Here is a 16,605-nt window from a genome sequence, read left to right as displayed (position 1 = left end):
CAACCTCAGATCCCGGGCCGGTACCTCCGTTCCACGTGCCCCTCCAGCTCGTCGGGGTAGAAGTAGACGCGCCGCAGGTCGCCGCTCGCGTAGCGTGCGGCCTGGTCGTCGAAGTGCGGGGAGCCGGGGTGGCCGCTCACCCCGCCGGCGGTGACCGCCCACGCGCGCAGCCGCGGCCCGAACTCCACCACCGCGACGAAGGAGTTGCCGCTTGTGCCGTAGTAGCGCTTCGTACCCGGGTAGGCCTTCGCGCCGAACGACGCGAGCGAACCCCAGCGCGAGGAGGCGAAGGGAACGGGGATGCTCGGCTTGTCGTCGTCGAACTGCTGGACGATCGCGCCGTCGTTGCGCTGGTAGCGGTTGATCTCGCCCCACTTGACACCCCAGCTGCCGAAGTCCCGCTCCAGCCGCGCCGATGCCGTGCCGAGCGCCTCGAGGCGCTGTGCGTCGGTGGCGTGGCCGGCCATGTAGTCCCATCCCGAGAGACCGGCGTCCGCAGCCGCCTGCGCGGTCATCGTCCACAGGTCCTCACCCCAGAACACCGCCACAGACATGGCCGTCGACTCCACCGACCAGCGGTAGTCCCAGTCGCGCAGCAGGGCGATCGGGCCGGCGAGCCGCTTCCGCTCCGCGCTGCCGCGGGGAAGCCTGTCCCATGCGGCGACGAGGCCGGGGAGCAGCCGGGCGAAGGCCGTGAGGTACGGGTCGAAGGCGGCTTCGATCAGCGTCCTCGGCGTGAAGTCCTTGCGCGCGGTGAGGACCCGGATCGCCTGCGGCCCGCGCGGGTTCTCGCCGGCCTTGTCGAAGTAGCGCGGGTAGTCCGCGGCGTCCGGGCTCTCGTCGCCGGCGGCTGTCCAGGGCCAGTTGTTGGTGTTGAAGGCCCACCCGTTCCTGGGGTTCACGGCCTTCGGCATGCTCGCGAGGCTGTGCAGTCCGTTCCAGTCGGTCGCGGGGTCGCTGCCGTCGACGTTCCGGAGGTAGTCGAAGCGGTCGTCGCGCTTCGGCATGAACTGCGGCATCAGGAAGGCGATGTCGCCCTTGGAGTCCGCGAAGAGGGTGTTGTTGGAGCTGTTCGCCTTGAGTTCGGCGATCCGGACGTACTCCTCGTAGTCCTTCGTCGTGGTGCGCAGGAAGCTCTGCTTGAGCGCGTCGACGGGCTTGTTCATCAACGCACAGGTGATCCATTTCCCGTCCTCCTCGCGGACGACCGGCCCGTGGTGGGTGGCGAAGGTGGTGAAGCTCCGCCGCTCCTGCCCGCCGTCCTCGGTGCGGAAGGACAGTGTGACGGTCCTCGTGGTCACCGGGCGCAGTTCGTCGCCGTAGCGGTAGGAGTACCCCCCGCCCGTGCCGTGCGTGCCGCTCACGATCGTCTCGGCGAAGTTGTCGATGTTGTCGACCCCGGACGTCGTGTGCATCCAGCCGGTGCGGGCGTTGAAACCCTGGTAGATGAAGAACTGGCCCCAGGTGGCTGCCCCGTAGACATCGAGCCCCTGCTTGCTCGTCACGTGCTGCTCGGCGCGGAAGAAGAAGCTGGTGTGGGGGTTGATGAGGAGGAGCGCGTGGCCGTCGCGGGTGTGGCTCGGTGCGATGGCCATGCCGTTGGATCCGGTCGGCTCGCGGAACGCCAGACCGGTCTCGTCGTCGGTCATCGGCACTTCGCGCCTGGTGTAGAACGCTTCGAGCCGGCTGAGCGGGACCGACTCGATGTCGCCGCCGATGCTGCCTTCCGAGAAGCTCAGCGGCATCCACGGCTCGAAGCGGTGGATCACGCGGGGGCGCACCTCGGGGTGGGTGGCGAGGTAGTGGTTGAGACCGTCCGCCCACGCCCGCATCAGGGCGCGCAGCCAGGCGGGGCACCTGGCGTACTCCTTCTTCAGCTCGTCGTGGTCGAGGTAGAGCCGCTGGCGCAGGTCCTGCCATATCGCGCTCTCGCCCTCGGCTTCGGCGAGCCGGCCGAGAGCGGTCAGATAGTTGGTCTCGACCCGGTTGAAGTCGTCCTCGGCCTGGCTGTACATCATCCCGAACACGGCGTCGGCGTCACTCTCGCCGACCACGTGCGGGACGCCCCAGTCGTCGCGGGTGATCGTCACACGCGCGCCGTGCGCGCGTCGCCGGGCCGTGTCCGAAGCCGTGTCCGCCGCCGCGGCGGCCGCGCTGCCCGCCTGCAGCCCCGCCGCGACGGCGGCCAGCCCGGCGGCACCGCCCAGGACACGGCGCCGGCTCACTCCTCCGTGCCGCCCCGGGGTCTGTCCCGTGCTCCGTACGTCACTCATCGCATGCTCCCCATCGGCTGTCGCGGCAGGACGCGTGGATTCCGGTGATCATCCACGCGGACAGTCCTATCCACGAGGTGGGGCGTTGACAAGATCCCTGGTCACGGTCCGGGCAGCCCTCACCTGATCTCCACCACCGCACGGGGGCGGGAAGGCGGCGTGCGAGGCCGGTGTCAGTCCTTGCCGCCGGCCGGGGGCTGCTCGTCGTACTGCGAGGTCCCGGAGTCCAGCAGCGGCTCCCGCGTCTTCAGGTGGGCCGGGGCGAAGGCGCGCAGGGCGTGGTAGCCGGTGATCACGACGATCGTGCCGAGCGCGATGCCGCTCAGTTCGAAGTTGTCGGTGATCTTCAGGCTCACCCCGCCGACGCCGATGATGATGCCCGCTGCGGCCGGCACGAGGTTCAGCGGATTACGTAGATCGACCCCGGCGTTGAGCCAGATCTGTGCGCCGAGCAGACCGATCATGCCGTAGAGGATGACGGTGATCCCCCCGAGCACACCGCCGGGGATCGCGGCGACGACCGCGCCGAACTTGGGGCACAGACCGAAGAGCAGGGCGAAGAAGGCGGCCGCCCAGTACGCGGCCGTCGAGTAGACCCGGGTCGCCGCCATCACCCCGATGTTCTCCGAGTACGTGGTGTTCGGCGGCCCGCCGACGGCCGTGGACAGCACGGAAGCGGCCCCGTCCGCGGCGATGGCGGTGCCCAGCTTGTCGTCGAGCGAGTCGCCCGTCATCTCGCCGACGGCCTTGACGTGACCGGCGTTCTCAGCGATCAGGGCGATCACGACCGGCAGGGCGACCAGGATCGCCGACCACTCGAAACTCGGCGCGTGGAGGGACGGCAGCCCGACCCAGTCGGCGCCCCCCACGGCGGAGAGGTCCAGCCGCCAGTGATCGACGGCCTGCGCCCCACCCGCGGGGGAGTGGATCTTCCCGAAGACCAGGTCGAGGACCCAGGACAGCAGGTACCCGAAGACCAGGCCGAGGAAGATCGCGATACGCGAGAAGAAGCCCCGCAGGCACACCACGGCCAGGCCGGTGAAGAGCATCACGGCGAGTGCGGTCCACTGGTCCTGCGGCCAGTAGGTCGACGCCGTCACCGGCGCCAGGTTGAAGCCGATCAGCATGACGACGGCCCCGGTCACCACGGGAGGCATCGCCGCGTGGATGATCCGGGCGCCGAACCGCTGCACGACGAGCCCCACCAGGAACAGCACGGCACCGACCACCAGGACGGCGCCCGTCACCGTGGCGCTGCTTCCGCCCGTGGCCCGGATCGTGGCGGCCACGCCGACGAACGAGAGCGAGCACCCCAGATAGCTGGGCACCCTGCCCTTCGTCGCCAGCAGGAAGATGGCGGTGGCGACACCGGACATCATGATCGCGAGGTTCGGGTCCAGCCCCATCAGGACCGGGGCGACGAAGGACGCGCCGAACATCGCGACCACGTGCTGGGCGCCGAGCCCGAACGTGCGGGGCCAGGACAGCCGCTCGTCGGGGCGGACGACGGCCCCCGGGGCGGGGGTCCTTCCGTCGCCGTGCAGGGTCCAGCGCACGCCGAGACTCATGGGGGTCACTCCTGAAGGGCTGCTCGGTGTGCCGGCGGGTCCGCGACCCGGTGTTCGGTGTTCACCTGCGGAAAAGATCAGCGCCATGGTAGTGGTGCCGACGCCCGGACCGCCTCCCCGCCGCCGCGCGCCGCGTGCCCCGGCAGACCGGTGCCGCGGGCGGGGAGGAGGGCCGGGCGCCCGTCCGGCACGCGCCGACGGACGGGCGACGAGGGGCGGGGAGCGACGCAGATCACAAAAGCCAGACCCTTGACGGTCGGCATCCAAACCGGTTTGGTTGTTCTCGTTCGGCGGCTCAAACCGGTTTGAACGCAGGCCGCACGCGTCGCGTCGGCAGAAGCCCAGAGGCACGTCAGGGAGTACGGCACATGGCACGCAAGCCCACCATCGCGGATGTAGCGCAGCGTGCCGGTGTGTCGCGTGCCACGGTCTCCTTCGCGCTGAACGACCGCCCCGGAGTCGCCGAGGAGACGAAGGCGCGGATCCTCGCGGCGGCCTCGGAGCTCGGATGGACGCCCAGCCGTCAGGCGAGGGCGCTGTCGCTCGGCCAGGCCGGGGCGATCGGGCTCGTCCTCGCCCGGGACCCGGAGCAGATCGGCAGCGACCTGTTCTTCCCGGCCTTCATGGCCGGCGTCGAGGCGGTCATCGGCCGCCGCGGGGACGGCCTCATGGTCCATCTGACGACGCCCGAGGACGAACAGGCGGTGTACGAGAGGCTGGCCGCGCAGCGGCAGGTGGACGGTGTCCTCCTGACCGACCTGCGCGCGGACGATCCGAGGCCCCGGCTGGTACGGGAGCTGGAGCTGCCCGCCGTCGTGGTCGGGCAGCCCGAATGGAGCGGTGGCCTGTCCACGGTGAGTCTGGACGACGAGCCGGCGTACGCGGCCGCCGTCCGACGGCTCGCGGAGCTGGGACACCGTCGTATCGCCCATGTCGAGGGGCCGCAGGAACTACGGCACGCCCACCGGCGCAGGGAGGCCTGGGAACGGACGCTGCGGGAGCTCGGCCTGCCCGAGGGGCCGGTGCGCCCCGGAGGGTTCAGCGCCGACGGCGGTGACCGTGCCACCAGGGAACTCCTCGCCCTCGACGAACCGCCCACCGCGATCGTCTACGGCACCGACCTCGCCGCCATGGCAGGACTCTCGGTCGCCCAGGAGCTGTCGATCCGCGTGCCCGACCAGCTCTCGGTGGTCGGCTACGACGACGTGCCCCTGACCCGCTACACCTACCCGCCGCTCTCCTCCGCACGTGCGGACGCCCGCGGCTGGGGAGAGGCGGCGGCCCGCGCGCTCGACGCGCTGATCGCCACCGGCGAGGTGGCCCATGTGGAGCTGCCGCCCGCCAGGTTCATCCCCCGAGCGTCGATCGGGCCCGCTCCGCGCGGGTGACGCGACGGTCCCTGTGGCGACGGACCCGCGGATCCCGCGGTTCGCCCCGCGCACGGACGGCTTCGCGGACTCGCGGGCCCATACCCACCGGTCGCCCCCGCGCGCACCGGAACCTCCGCACGGCAACGGTGCCGCGCGTGAACAGTTGATCAATCATGCTGAGGAGAACGGCGTACGCGCTGGTCGCGCTCGCACTGGCGGGGGCGGCGACGGGCTGCGGCCGGCAGGCCGTGGACCCGGCCACCGCGAAGGACGCACGCGGTCCGATCACGGTCTGGCTTTCCAACAACGCGCAGGAGGTGAGCTGGGGGAAGCAGATGGTCGCCGCCTGGAACAGGAGCCACCCCGGCCAGCACGTCACCGCGCAGCAGATACCGTCGGGCAAGACGTCCGAGGAGGCCATCAGCGCCTCGATCATCGCCGGTACGAGCGCCTGCCTGGTCTTCAACACCTCACCCGCGGCGGTGCCCACCTTCCAGAAGCAGAACGGGCTCGTGCCCCTGAGCGACCTGCCGGGTGGTGACGACTACATCACCGGTCGCGGGGGCTCCCTGACCGACCAGTACCGGTCGGCGGACGGGAAGTTCTACCAGCTGCCCTGGAAGAGCAACCCGGTCATGATCCTCTACAACAAGAAGCTGTTCGCGAAGGCCGGACTCGACCCGGAGCACCCGAAGCTCGCCACCTACGACCAGTTCCTGGAGACCTCGCGCACGCTGGTGCGCTCCGGTGTCGCCAAGGCCGCGATATGGCCGTCGCCCAGCAGCGACTTCTTCCAGCCCTGGTACGACTTCTACCCGGCCTTCGCCGCCCAGAGCGGCGGCAGGCAGCTCGTCGAGAACGGGGCCCCGCAGTTCGACTCGCCGGCCGGGCGCCAGGTCGCCGCCTTCTGGCGGAAGCTGTACGCCGAGAAGCTGGCGCCGCAGGAGGCGTACCCGGGCGACCCCATGAGTGACGGCAAGTCCGCGATGGCGACGGTCGGACCGTGGGCCGTCGCCGCCTACAAGGACAGTGTGGACATCGGGGTCGCCCCGGTGCCGACCGCCGACGGCGGCAGCGGCAAGCACTCCTTCAGCGACGAGAAGTCCGCGGCGATGTTCACCTCCTGCGAGAACCGGGCCACGGCCTGGGACCTGCTGAAGTTCGCGACCTCCGCCGGCCAGGACGGCGCGTTCCTGGACACCACGGGCCAGATGCCGATGCGTGAGGACCTGACGGGCAGGTACGCCGGCTTCTTCAAGGCACACCCGACGTACAAGCCCTTCGCCGAACAGGCCGGCCGGGTCGTGGAAGTGCCCAACGTGCCCGGTTCCGTCGACATCTGGCAGGCATTCCGGGACGAGTGGACGAAGTCGGTCGTCTTCGGCCGCCAGTCCACGGCGGCGGGGCTGCGCAACGCCTCGTCCACGATCACCGACCTGCTGAACGAGTACGGAGACCCGTCATGAGCGTGCATCTCCAGTCCGCCCCGACGCCCTCGGCGACGCCTGAACCCGCCCCGTCCCGGACCGGGGGACCACGCCGCAAGGACGGCGGACGGTCCCGGGCCGGCGCGCTGTTCGTGTCGCCGTACCTGCTGTTCGTCCTCGTCGTGTTCGCGGTGCCACTCGTCTACACCGTGTGGATCTCCTTCCACCGCTTCTACTTCACCGCTCCGGGCACCCACATCGACTCGCCGTGGGTGGGCCTGTCGAACTACCGGGACGTCTTCACCGATCCGGTGGTCGGCCGGGCCTTCCTCAACATCGCGATCTTCCTGGTCATCAACGTGCCGCTCACCGTGGGGCTCTCGCTGGTCCTCGCCTCGGCACTGAACTCGAAGATCAGAGGGCGCGGCTTCTTCCGGGCCGCCTTCTACGTGCCGTACGTGACGGCGAGCGTCGCCCTGGTCGCCGTGTGGCAGTTCCTCTTCGGCTCGGACGGTTTCGTCAACCACCTCCTCGGCACGCACGCGCCGGACCCGTCGTGGCTGGTCAACTCGCACCTCGCGATGCCGATGATCGCGGTCTTCGTCACCTGGAAGCAGCTCGGCTTCTTCGTGATGCTCTACCTCGCCGCGCTGCAGAACGTCGGCAAGGAGCTGTACGAGGCGTCCGCCATGGACGGCGCCGGCCCGGTGCGGCAGTTCTTCTCCGTGACGGTGCCCGGGGTGCGCCCCGCGACGACGCTCGTGGTGATCTACGCGATCATCACCGGCGCCAACCTGTTCAGCGAGCCGTACCTGCTGACCGGAGGCGGCGGCCCCGACCACGCCTCCACCTCACCGGTGCTGCTGATGTACCAGAAGGGCATCGAGCAGGGGCACCCCGACTCGGCCGCCGCGATCGGCGTCGTGCTCGTCGCCTTCGTGATGGTCATCTCGCTCGCCGCCCGCAAGCTCACCGAGAGGGGCAACTGACATGAGCGCCACCACCACCGGGCCCTCGCGGCCCCGGAACCCCGTCGCCCGCCGCCGCGGGCGCACCGGGCGGCTCGTCCTGCTGTCGGTCGGCGCGGTCGCCTTCCTGTTCCCCTTCTACTACATGATCGTCGGCTCGCTGCGGAGGAAGACCGTCGGCGACCTGTCGGCCGCCCTGCCCACCGGCCTGACGGGCGACAACTACACGGCCGTCAACGGAGCCATCTCGCTGGGCCGTTCCCTGCTCAACTCCGGGATCATGACGATCGGCGTCCTGATCTGCACACTCGTCTTCGGCGTCCTCGCCGGATACGCGCTGGCACAGCTCCGGTTCCCCGGCAGGGGCGCGGTCTTCGCCGCGCTGCTGCTCGTGCAGATGGTCCCGTTCCAGCTGCTCACCCTGCCGCTGTACGTCCTGGTCGTGCGCGACTACGGGCTCGGCGACAACTACCTCGGCATGATCCTGCCGTTCGCGATCAACTCCACGGCGGTTTTCCTCTTCCGCCAGTTCTTCTCCCAGATGCCGCAGTCGCTCTTCGAGGCCGCCCGCATCGACGGCGCGAGCGAACTGCGCATCCTGTGGCGGATCGCCCTGCCGATGGCCAGGCCCGCCGTGCTCACCGCGCTCCTGCTGACGTTCATCGGCCCGTGGAACGAGTTCCTGTGGCCGTTCCTGGTCACCAAGAACGCCGACATGCAGCCGCTCGCCGTCTCGCTCGCGAGCTTCCTCTCCAACCTCCAGGGCACGGTGGCCAACCCGGCCGGCGCCCTGCTGGCCGGCGCCTGCGTGCTGGCACTCCCCGCGGTGGCCCTGTTCCTCCTGTTCCAGCGCCACTTCACCTCCACCGACATCGACTCCGCAACAAAGGGCTGATCGCACATGAGCAACACCACCCCCCACATCCCCTACCGCATGGTGCGCAAGGGCGTCGTGATGTCCCCGCTGCCCGGCGAGGCGAACGAGACCGAGGGCGTGCTGAACCCCGCCGCGGGCCGTACCCCCGACGGCAGGCTCCACCTGCTGCCGCGTCTGGTCTCCGAGGGGAACGTCTCCCGGGTCGGCCTCGCCGAGGTGACCTTCGACGAGGCCGGCGTCCCCGACGGCGTCGAGCGCCGTGGCGTCGTCCTCGCCCCCGACGAGGGCTGGGAACGCGGCAAGAACAACGCCGGTGTCGAGGACCCCCGCATCACCTGGATCCCCTCGCTCGGCAAGCACGTGATGAGCTACGTCGCCTACGGCCCGCTCGGCCCGAAGCCCGCTCTCGCCGTCTCCGAGAACCTCACCGACTGGACCCGGCTCGGACCGATCCAGTTCCAGTACCAGGCCGACCTGGACACCGACCTCAACCTCTTCCCGAACAAGGACGTCGTCCACTTCCCCGAGCCGGTTCCCGGCCCGGACGGTGAGATGGCGTACGCCATGCTGCACCGCCCGATGTGGGACCTGGGCTGGTTCCGTCCGGGCGAGGGCGTGCACCTGCCCGCCGGTGTCACCGACGAGCGCCCCGGCATCTGGATCTCCTACGTCCCCGTCGCCGAGGCCGAGGCCGACATCCGCGCCCTGACCCGCCCCCGTGACCACCGCCTGGTGGCGCTGTCCGAGCACCCGTGGGAGTCGCTGAAGATCGGCGGTGGCCCGGCGCCGATCCGCGTGCCCGAGGGCTGGCTGCTGATCCACCACGGTGTCTCGGGCTCCATCGAGGACCCGTGGGCGCAGAACCAGGACGTGTCCTACGCGGCCGGTGCGATGATCCTCGACCCGGCGGACCCGTCGCGTGTCGTCGCCCGGTCCGACAAGCCGCTGATGGCCCCGGAGACCGAGGAGGAGCGTGCGGGCACCGTCCCCAACGTCGTCTTCCCGACGGCGATCGAGGAGATCGACGGCGCGCTGTACGTCTTCTACGGCATGGCCGACGCGCACATCGGCGTCGCCCTCCTGGAGCGCACCGCATGACCGGCGCCCCCGCACCCCTCGGTCTCGGCCTGGTCGGCTGCGGCGGTTTCGCCGAGTTCGTCCTGGACGCCGTGGCGGGCCTGCCCGGCCTGCGCCTGGCGGCCGTCGCCGACCCCTCGCGCGAACGGGCGGAGCGGCTCGGGACCCGGCACGGAGTGCCTGCGCTCCCCGGTCTCGACGAACTGCTGACGCGCGACGACGTGTCGGCGGTGCTGATCGCGACGCCGCCCGCCACGCACGCCGCGATGGCCACCACCGCACTGCGTGCGGGGCGCCACGTCTTCTGCGAGAAGCCCCTCGCCACCACGACCGAGGACGCGGCGGCCGTCGCCCGTGAGGCCGACCGCGCCGGCCGCGTCCTGGTCGTGGACCACGTACTGCGCTACAACCCGCTGCTGCGCGCCGTACGGCGCCTGACCGACCGGGGGCTGCTCGCGCCCCCGCGCCGGTTCCTCTTCGAGAACGACGCCGCGGACGAGGACCTCGGACCCGGCCACTGGTTCTGGGACCCGGAGCACAGCGGAGGGATATTCGTCGAGCACGGCGTGCACTTCTTCGACGCCGCCCGGGAGCTGATCGGATCGGACCCGGTGAGCGTCCGTGCCACGGCCGTGGCACGTCCCGGCGGCCCCGTGGACATGGTGAGCGCCGACGTCGTCCACCCCGGTGGGGTCCTCGCCTCGCACCTCCACTCCTTCACCCACGCCCACCGCGCGGAACGCCAGCTGATGCGCCTGGACCACGGCTTCGCCGAGTCGCGGATCAGCGGCTGGATCCCCGTCCACGCGGAGCTCTCCGTCTGGACGGACGAGGAGGGTGCCCGAGGCTGGGAGCGGATCCCGGAGGAGGCGGGCGCACTGCTGGCCGTGGACGGGTTCCGGCCGCACGGCGAGGAGCGCGTCACGGTCCACGTCGACCGCGACGCCGGCAGCGCCGAGCCGGCCCGGGGGAGGGGCGAGCGGCGCACCGTGCCCCATCACGTCCGGGTCGTCATCGACCTCGGCGGTGAGGCCCGGAAACCGTACGTGTACGCGCAGAGCGTGCGCGCCGCGATGGCCGACCTGGTCCGCGCGGTGCACGAGGGCACGGCCCCGGTGGCGGACGCCGCGAGCGGGCTGACCGCCGTCGCGGTGGCCGAGGCGGCGACCGTGTCGGCCCGCACCGGTCGTGAGCAGGCAGTGAGGTACGCGGGATGACCGGCGTGAACTGGTGGCAGGACATGGTCTGTTACGAGGTCTACCCCCGTGCCTTCGCCGACTCCGACGGCGACGGCATCGGTGACCTACCGGGCGTGACCGCGCGTCTGGCGCACATCAAGGAGCTCGGCGCGGACGCCGTGTGGATCACGCCGTTCTACCCGTCGCCACTGGCCGACGGCGGCTACGACATCGCCGATCACACCGGTGTAGCCGAGGACCTGGGGGCACCCGAGGACGTCGACCGGCTGACCGCGCGCGCCCACGAACTGGGCCTCAAGCTGATCGTCGACCTGGTCCCGAACCACACCTCCGACCGGCACCCCTGGTTCCAGGATGCGCTCGCGGCCGGTCCCGGCTCGGCGGAACGCGAGAGGTACCTCTTCCGCGACGGCCGGGGGTCCGACGGCGAACTGCCGCCCAACGACTGGCAGTCGGCGTTCGGCGGCCCCGCGTGGACCCGGACAGCGGACGGTGCGTGGTACTGCCACCTGCACGCTCCGGAACAGCCCGACCTGAACTGGCGGAACCCCGAGGTCCAGGACGAGTTCACCCAGGTGCTGCGGCACTGGCTCGACCGGGGCGTGGACGGCTTCCGCGTCGATGTCGCGCACGCCCTGTTCAAGGCCGAGGGCCTGCCCGACGCCGGCCCCGGCCAGCACCGGGACCCGCTGCGCAACCACCTGATGCCTTACTACGACCAGGAGGAGCTCCACCCGCTCTACCGCCGCTGGCGCGCGCTGCTGGACACCCATCCGGCGCCGCCCGGCGCCGTCGCCCCCGAGGACCGGGTGATGGTCGCCGAGTCCGCGGTCTTCGACCCGGAGCGGCTGGCCCGCTACATCAGACCCGACGAGATGCACCAGGCGTTCAACTTCGCCTTCCTGGAGGCGTCCTGGGACGCGGAGGAGCTGCGCCGGGTGATCGAGGGGTCGTTCACCGTGCCGGGGAGCGCCGTCACCTGGCTGCTGTCCAGCCACGACGCCGTGCGTCCGGTGACCCGCTACGGATCGCGTGCCCGCGCCCGTGCGGCCGCCCTGCTGATGCTGGCGCTGCCCGGATCCGCGTATCTCTACCAGGGCGAGGAACTGGGCCTGCCCCAGGCCGAGATCCCCGACAGCCGCATCCTCGATCCGCTGTGGGAGCGTTCGGGCCGCACCGAACGGGGGCGCGACGGCGCCCGGGTGCCGCTGCCCTGGTCCGGTGACACCGCACCCTACGGATTCACCACGGCTTCGCCGGACGCGACCTGGCTGCCGCAGCCCGACGACTGGGCGGCGCTCACGGCAGCGGCGCAGGACCACGACCCGAGATCCACCCTCCAGCTCTACCGGGCGGCGCTGCGGCTGCGGCGCGGCCTTCCCGCGCCGGACCCGTCGGCACCGCCGGCCTGGCTCTCCGCACCCGGGGCACCCCATCTCGCCCTCCGGCGCGGGGATCTGACCTGTGTGGTCAACCTGGACAGCCGGCCCCTGCCCCTCGACTCGCTCGGCCTGACCGGACGCCCCGTGCTGAGCAGCGGCCCGCCGGTCATGGGTCTGCTGCCGCCCGACACCGCCGTATGGCTCACCGAAGGAGACCCCGATGGCGTCCGAGACTGAACCGGCGCACCGCACCGACCTGTCCGGACTGGTCAAGGCCTACGACGTGCGCGGCGTGGTTCCCGACCAGTGGGACGAGACGACGGCCGGCCTCTTCGGCGCGGCCTTCGTGCGGGTCACCGGAGCGGACTCCGTCGTCGTCGGACACGACATGAGGCCCTCGTCACCCGGGCTCGCCGAGGCCTTCGCCCGCGGGGCCCGCGCGCAGGGAGCCGACGTCACCGGGATCGGCCTCTGCTCGACCGACCAGCTGTACTTCGCCTCCGGCTCGCTCGGCATGCCCGGCGCCATGTTCACGGCGTCGCACAACCCCGCCCGCTACAACGGCATCAAGCTGTGCCGGGCGGGCGCCGTGCCGGTCGGCCAGGACACCGGCCTCGCCGGCATCCGTACGCTCGTCGAGCGCTGGACCGACGAAGGCGCCCCCGCACCCGCGGCCCGGCAGGGCTCGCTGACGCGCCGGGAGACCCTGGGGGAGTACGCCGCGTATCTGCACTCGCTCGTCGACCTCGGTTCCGTGAGGCCGCTGAAGGCCGTCGTCGACGCGGGCAACGGCATGGCCGGGCACACGGTGCCGGCCGTGCTCGCGGGCCTGCCGCTGGACGTGGTCCCGATGTACTTCGAGCTCGACGGCACGTTCCCCAACCACGAGGCGAACCCGCTCGACCCGGCCAACATCGTGGACCTGCGGGCCCGGGTCGTGGCCGAGGGCGCCGACCTCGGCCTCGCCTTCGACGGCGACGCCGACCGCTGCTTCGTCGTCGACGAGAAGGGCGACCCGGTCTCACCGTCCGCCGTCACGGCGCTGGTCGCCTCCCGTGAGCTCTCCCGGCACCCGGGCGCCCGGGTGATCCACAACCTGATCACCTCGCGCACGGTGCCCGAAGTGATCCGCGAGGCGGGGGGCACCCCCGTACGCACCCGGGTCGGGCACTCGTTCATCAAGGCGGAGATGGCCCGCACGGGCGCGGTTTTCGGCGGGGAGCACTCCGCGCACTACTACTTCCGCGACTTCTGGAACGCCGACACGGGCATGCTCGCGGCCCTCCACGTCCTCGCGGCCCTGGGCGGGCAGAGCGGGCCGCTCTCCGAGCTGACCGGCCGGTTCGAGCGCTACGCCGCCTCCGGCGAGATCAACTCCACGGTGACCGACCCGGCCGGGCGTACGGCCGCGGTCCGCGCCGAGTGGGAGCGGGCCGGAGGAGTGAGCGTCGACGAGCTCGACGGTCTCACGGTGAACGGCCCGGACTGGTGGTTCAACCTCCGGCCGTCCAACACGGAACCGCTGCTCAGGCTCAATGTGGAGGCACGCGACGCGGAGACGGCGAGCCGCCTGCGCGACGCGGTGCTCTCCCTCGTACGCGCGTGAGCGGGCGGGCCGGACCACCCAGGTCCGGCCCGCCCGCCCGGCGCGGAATCAGCTTCCGGTGGGGCTCTTCGCGGGCGCGGGTGCCGTGACCTCCGAACCCGATACCTTCCGGTCGCCCGCCCGCAGCACCCCGGCGGCCAGGACCAGGCCGAAGGCCAGGGCCGTCACTACGCCGAAGGACACCACCAGCGACGTCGCCTCGGCCAGCGAACCGATCAGCGAGGGGGCTACGAGTCCACAGGTGTAGGTGACGGTCGCGACGCCCGCGATGGCCTGGCTCGGGTTCGGTCCGCTGCGCCCGGCAGCCGCGAAGGCGAGCGGCACCACCACCGCCACGCCGAGACCGAGCAGCCCGAACCCGCACATCGCCACCGCGGGGACGGGTGCCAGCACGACGAGCAGCCCCCCGGCGGTCGCCAGCAGTCCGCCGGTCCGTACGGTGCGCACCGCCCCGAAACGGTCGACGACCCGGTCCCCGGCGATCCGGGCCACCGCCATCGTGAGTGCGAACGCGGTGGTGGAGGCGGCCGCCAGCCCCGCCGAACCGTCCAGGACGTCCTTCAGGTAGACCGCGGACCAGTCCAGACTCGCCCCCTCGGCGAACACCGCGCAGAACCCGACGGCGCCGATGATCAGGGCCGACCTGGGCGGCAGGGCGAAGCGGGGCGGCGGCTCCGCGTCCGGCGCGCTGCGCAGATCGAGTACGCCCCGGCAGGCGATCATGCCCAGCACGGTCAGGACGAGTGCCATGACGGTGTGGTGGAGCCGGGCGTCCGTCCCGATGTGGGCGGCCACCGTGCCCGCGGCCGAGCCGATCAGCGCGCCGACGCTCCACATGCCGTGGAGCCCGGACATGATCGATTTGTCGAGGCGGTTCTCCACCTCGATGCCCAGTGCGTTCATCGCCACGTCGGACATGCCCGCCGACGCCCCGTACACGAAGAGCGCGGCACACAGGGTGACCAGGTTCGGTGCCAGCGCGGGCAGGACCAGCGCGAGCGTCCACAGGGCCAGCAGTCCACGCAGGGCGGTGCGGGCCCCGAAGCGGTGGCTGATCCGGCTGGCCAGCGGCATGGCCAGCGAGGCGCCGACGGCGGGGAAGGCGAGGGCGAGCCCGAGCTGCCCCGCGCTGACCGAGGCGTGGTCCTGGATCCACGGGACCCGGGTCGCGAAGCTCCCGGTCACCGCGCCGTGCACGGTGAAGACCGCGGCGACCGCGTACCTGGCCCTTCTGATCCGCTCCGTGCTGAAGACCGGGACCTCTGGATCCTTCGTCATACGCCGTGCCCTCCCTCTGGATGTCCTCGCTCGCCGTGTTTCGACGCCGTCCCTGTCGGATGCGTAAACTATCAGGAACCCTGCCTGATAAATACCCCACGGCGTGGGGCGGTCAGTCATCTGGAAGGATTTCGGCATGCCCGCATCCCCGAGCACCGCCCGAGCCATCAACGACCGGCTCGCCCTGCGACTGCTCCAGCAGGACGGTCCGCTGACGGCCACTCAGCTGAAGTCGCTGACCGGCCTGTCCCGCCCCACGGTCGCCGACCTGGTGGACCGCCTGCAGGACGCGGGACTCGTCCGGGTCGTCGGGGAGAGCGGCTCGGACCGCAGGGGTCCCAACGCCCGGCTGTACGGGATCGTCGCCGACCGGGCCCATCTGGCCGCCCTCGACGTACGGACCGACAGCGTCGCCGTCGCGGTCACGGACCTGCTGGGTGTCACGCTCGCCGAGGCCACCCTGCCGATCGCCGGCGACACGGGGACACGGCCCGCCGTCGAGCGTGCCGTGGCGCTGCTGGAACGGACCGCCCGCACCGCGGGTACGGCGCCCCTGCACAGTGTCGGGATCGGTGCCCCCGGGCTGATCGACCCCGTGACCGGTGAGCTCAGGGACACCGCCAGGCTGCCGGCCTGGCACCGGGACCTGGTCGGCGAACTCCAGCAGCGGCTGTCCGCCACCGTCCTGGTGGAGAACGAGACCAATCTCGCCGCGATCGCCGAGCACCGGGTGGGCGCCGCCCGGGACCGGGACACCTTCGTGCTGCTCTGGCTCGGCCATGGCGTCGGCGCCGCGGTCATGCTCGACGGAAAGCTGCGCCGGGGCGCCTCGGGGGGAGCGGGCGAGATCGGCTTCCTGCCGATGCCCGGGACGGCCGGGATCCCCTCGGCGGACAACTGCGAGGGAGGCTTCCACTCCCTGGCGGGTTCGGCCGCCGTGTCCGAACTGGCCTCCGGCCACGGCATCGGCGCAGGGCTGTCCGCCGCCGACGACCCGCAGGTACCGGCCGCGGTGCCGGTGGTCCAGGCCGCGCTGCGAGGAGACGGGCCGGCCCCGGCGGCCTTCCTGGGCGCACTCGCGGACCGGCTGGCGCTGGGCGCCGCGTCCGTCGTCTCCGTGCTCGACCCCGGATGCCTCGTCCTGGCCGGCGAGGTGGGACACGCCGGAGGCGACGTGCTGGCCTCGCTGGTGGCGGAGCGGCTGGCGGGTATGTCACCGCTGCGCACGGAGGTCAGGGCGGGCGTGCTGGGCGGGGGTGCGGTACTGCGTGGCGCGCTGTTCGCGGCGCAGGACGCGGCGCAGGACGCGCTGTTCGCGCCGGGGGGACCGAGCCCGGCAGTCTGACGGGCGCCCCGGTCCTGCCCCCTGCCACGCGCCCCGGTCCCACCTCCTGCCACGCGCCCCGGTCCCACCTCCTGCCACGCGCCCCGGCTCACCTCGTGCCGCGCGCGCCCGGTCCGTACGACGGAGCCCCGGGGGGGGCGGGGGGGGGGGGGGGCCCCCCCGGGGGGGGGGGGGGGGGGGGGCCCCCCCCCCGGGGGGGGGTGTGTAAAACAAAAAAAAAACCACAACAACACAC

12 protein-coding genes are annotated in these 16,605 nt (G+C 71.9%); 9 read left to right on the top strand and 3 right to left on the bottom strand.

From position 1 onward, the window contains the following. Positions 1–5: 5 nt before the first annotated feature. Both ACFXOA_RS18685 and ACFXOA_RS18680 read right to left on the bottom strand, forming a co-directional pair. Positions 6–2,273 (bottom strand): penicillin acylase family protein, encoded by a 2,268-nt coding sequence (locus tag ACFXOA_RS18685; protein WP_385029187.1) that lies wholly within the window; start codon positions 2,271–2,273, stop codon positions 6–8. A 173-nt stretch (positions 2,274–2,446) separates the two neighbouring features. Next, positions 2,447–3,841 (bottom strand): uracil-xanthine permease family protein, encoded by a 1,395-nt coding sequence (locus ACFXOA_RS18680; protein ID WP_385029183.1) that lies wholly within the window; start codon positions 3,839–3,841, stop codon positions 2,447–2,449. 368 nt (positions 3,842–4,209) lie between these two features. Between ACFXOA_RS18680 and ACFXOA_RS18675 the strand changes: the two genes are divergently transcribed. From ACFXOA_RS18675 to ACFXOA_RS18640, 8 genes are all read left to right on the top strand, one after another. Next, the gene (locus ACFXOA_RS18675) at positions 4,210–5,229 is read left to right on the top strand and encodes a LacI family DNA-binding transcriptional regulator (protein WP_385029181.1); all 1,020 of its coding nucleotides are present in this window, start codon (positions 4,210–4,212) and stop codon (positions 5,227–5,229) included. Between the two features lie 155 nt (positions 5,230–5,384). After that, positions 5,385–6,677 (top strand): extracellular solute-binding protein, encoded by a 1,293-nt coding sequence (locus ACFXOA_RS18670; RefSeq protein WP_385029178.1) that lies wholly within the window; start codon positions 5,385–5,387, stop codon positions 6,675–6,677. Beyond that, entirely contained in the window at positions 6,674–7,627 is a 954-nt protein-coding gene (locus ACFXOA_RS18665) for a carbohydrate ABC transporter permease (protein WP_385029175.1), read from the top strand. Before ACFXOA_RS18670 ends, ACFXOA_RS18665 begins: the two co-directional genes overlap by 4 nt. A gap of 1 nt (position 7,628) precedes the next feature. Beyond that, a complete protein-coding gene (locus ACFXOA_RS18660) occupies positions 7,629–8,501 on the top strand; it encodes a carbohydrate ABC transporter permease (RefSeq protein ID WP_385029172.1) in 873 nt (290 codons plus the stop codon). A gap of 6 nt (positions 8,502–8,507) precedes the next feature. Then, positions 8,508–9,581 (top strand): glycosidase, encoded by a 1,074-nt coding sequence (locus tag ACFXOA_RS18655; RefSeq protein WP_385029169.1) that lies wholly within the window; start codon positions 8,508–8,510, stop codon positions 9,579–9,581. Then, positions 9,578–10,777, top strand: coding sequence for a Gfo/Idh/MocA family protein (locus ACFXOA_RS18650; RefSeq protein WP_385029166.1), 1,200 nt, complete (start codon positions 9,578–9,580; stop codon positions 10,775–10,777). The genes ACFXOA_RS18655 and ACFXOA_RS18650 overlap by 4 nt, the downstream gene beginning before the upstream one ends. 5 nt (positions 10,778–10,782) lie before the next feature. Further along, positions 10,783–12,378 (top strand): alpha-amylase family glycosyl hydrolase, encoded by a 1,596-nt coding sequence (locus ACFXOA_RS18645; RefSeq protein WP_385029431.1) that lies wholly within the window; start codon positions 10,783–10,785, stop codon positions 12,376–12,378. Further along, entirely contained in the window at positions 12,362–13,747 is a 1,386-nt protein-coding gene (locus tag ACFXOA_RS18640) for a phosphomannomutase/phosphoglucomutase (RefSeq protein ID WP_385029163.1), read from the top strand. The genes ACFXOA_RS18645 and ACFXOA_RS18640 overlap by 17 nt, the downstream gene beginning before the upstream one ends. Positions 13,748–13,795: 48 nt before the next feature. Here the strand turns inward: ACFXOA_RS18640 and ACFXOA_RS18635 are convergent, their stop codons facing one another. Further along, on the bottom strand, positions 13,796–15,025 hold the full coding sequence (locus ACFXOA_RS18635) for an MFS transporter (RefSeq protein ID WP_385029160.1): 1,230 nt from the start codon (positions 15,023–15,025) through the stop codon (positions 13,796–13,798). Between the two features lie 136 nt (positions 15,026–15,161). On the opposite strand from ACFXOA_RS18635, the gene ACFXOA_RS18630 reads away from it, so the two are divergent. After that, positions 15,162–16,370: an ROK family transcriptional regulator gene (locus ACFXOA_RS18630; protein ID WP_385029157.1), complete on the top strand. Its 1,209-nt coding sequence runs from the start codon at positions 15,162–15,164 to the stop codon at positions 16,368–16,370. The last annotated feature ends 235 nt before the right edge of the window (positions 16,371–16,605 follow it).

Origin of the sequence: Streptomyces sp. NPDC059166 (assembly GCF_042755185.1) — a bacterium.
GTDB lineage: Bacteria > Actinomycetota > Actinomycetes > Streptomycetales > Streptomycetaceae > Streptomyces.
The sequence above is the reverse complement of the archived record's forward strand: the minus strand, read 5'-3'. Positions and strand labels throughout refer to the sequence as shown.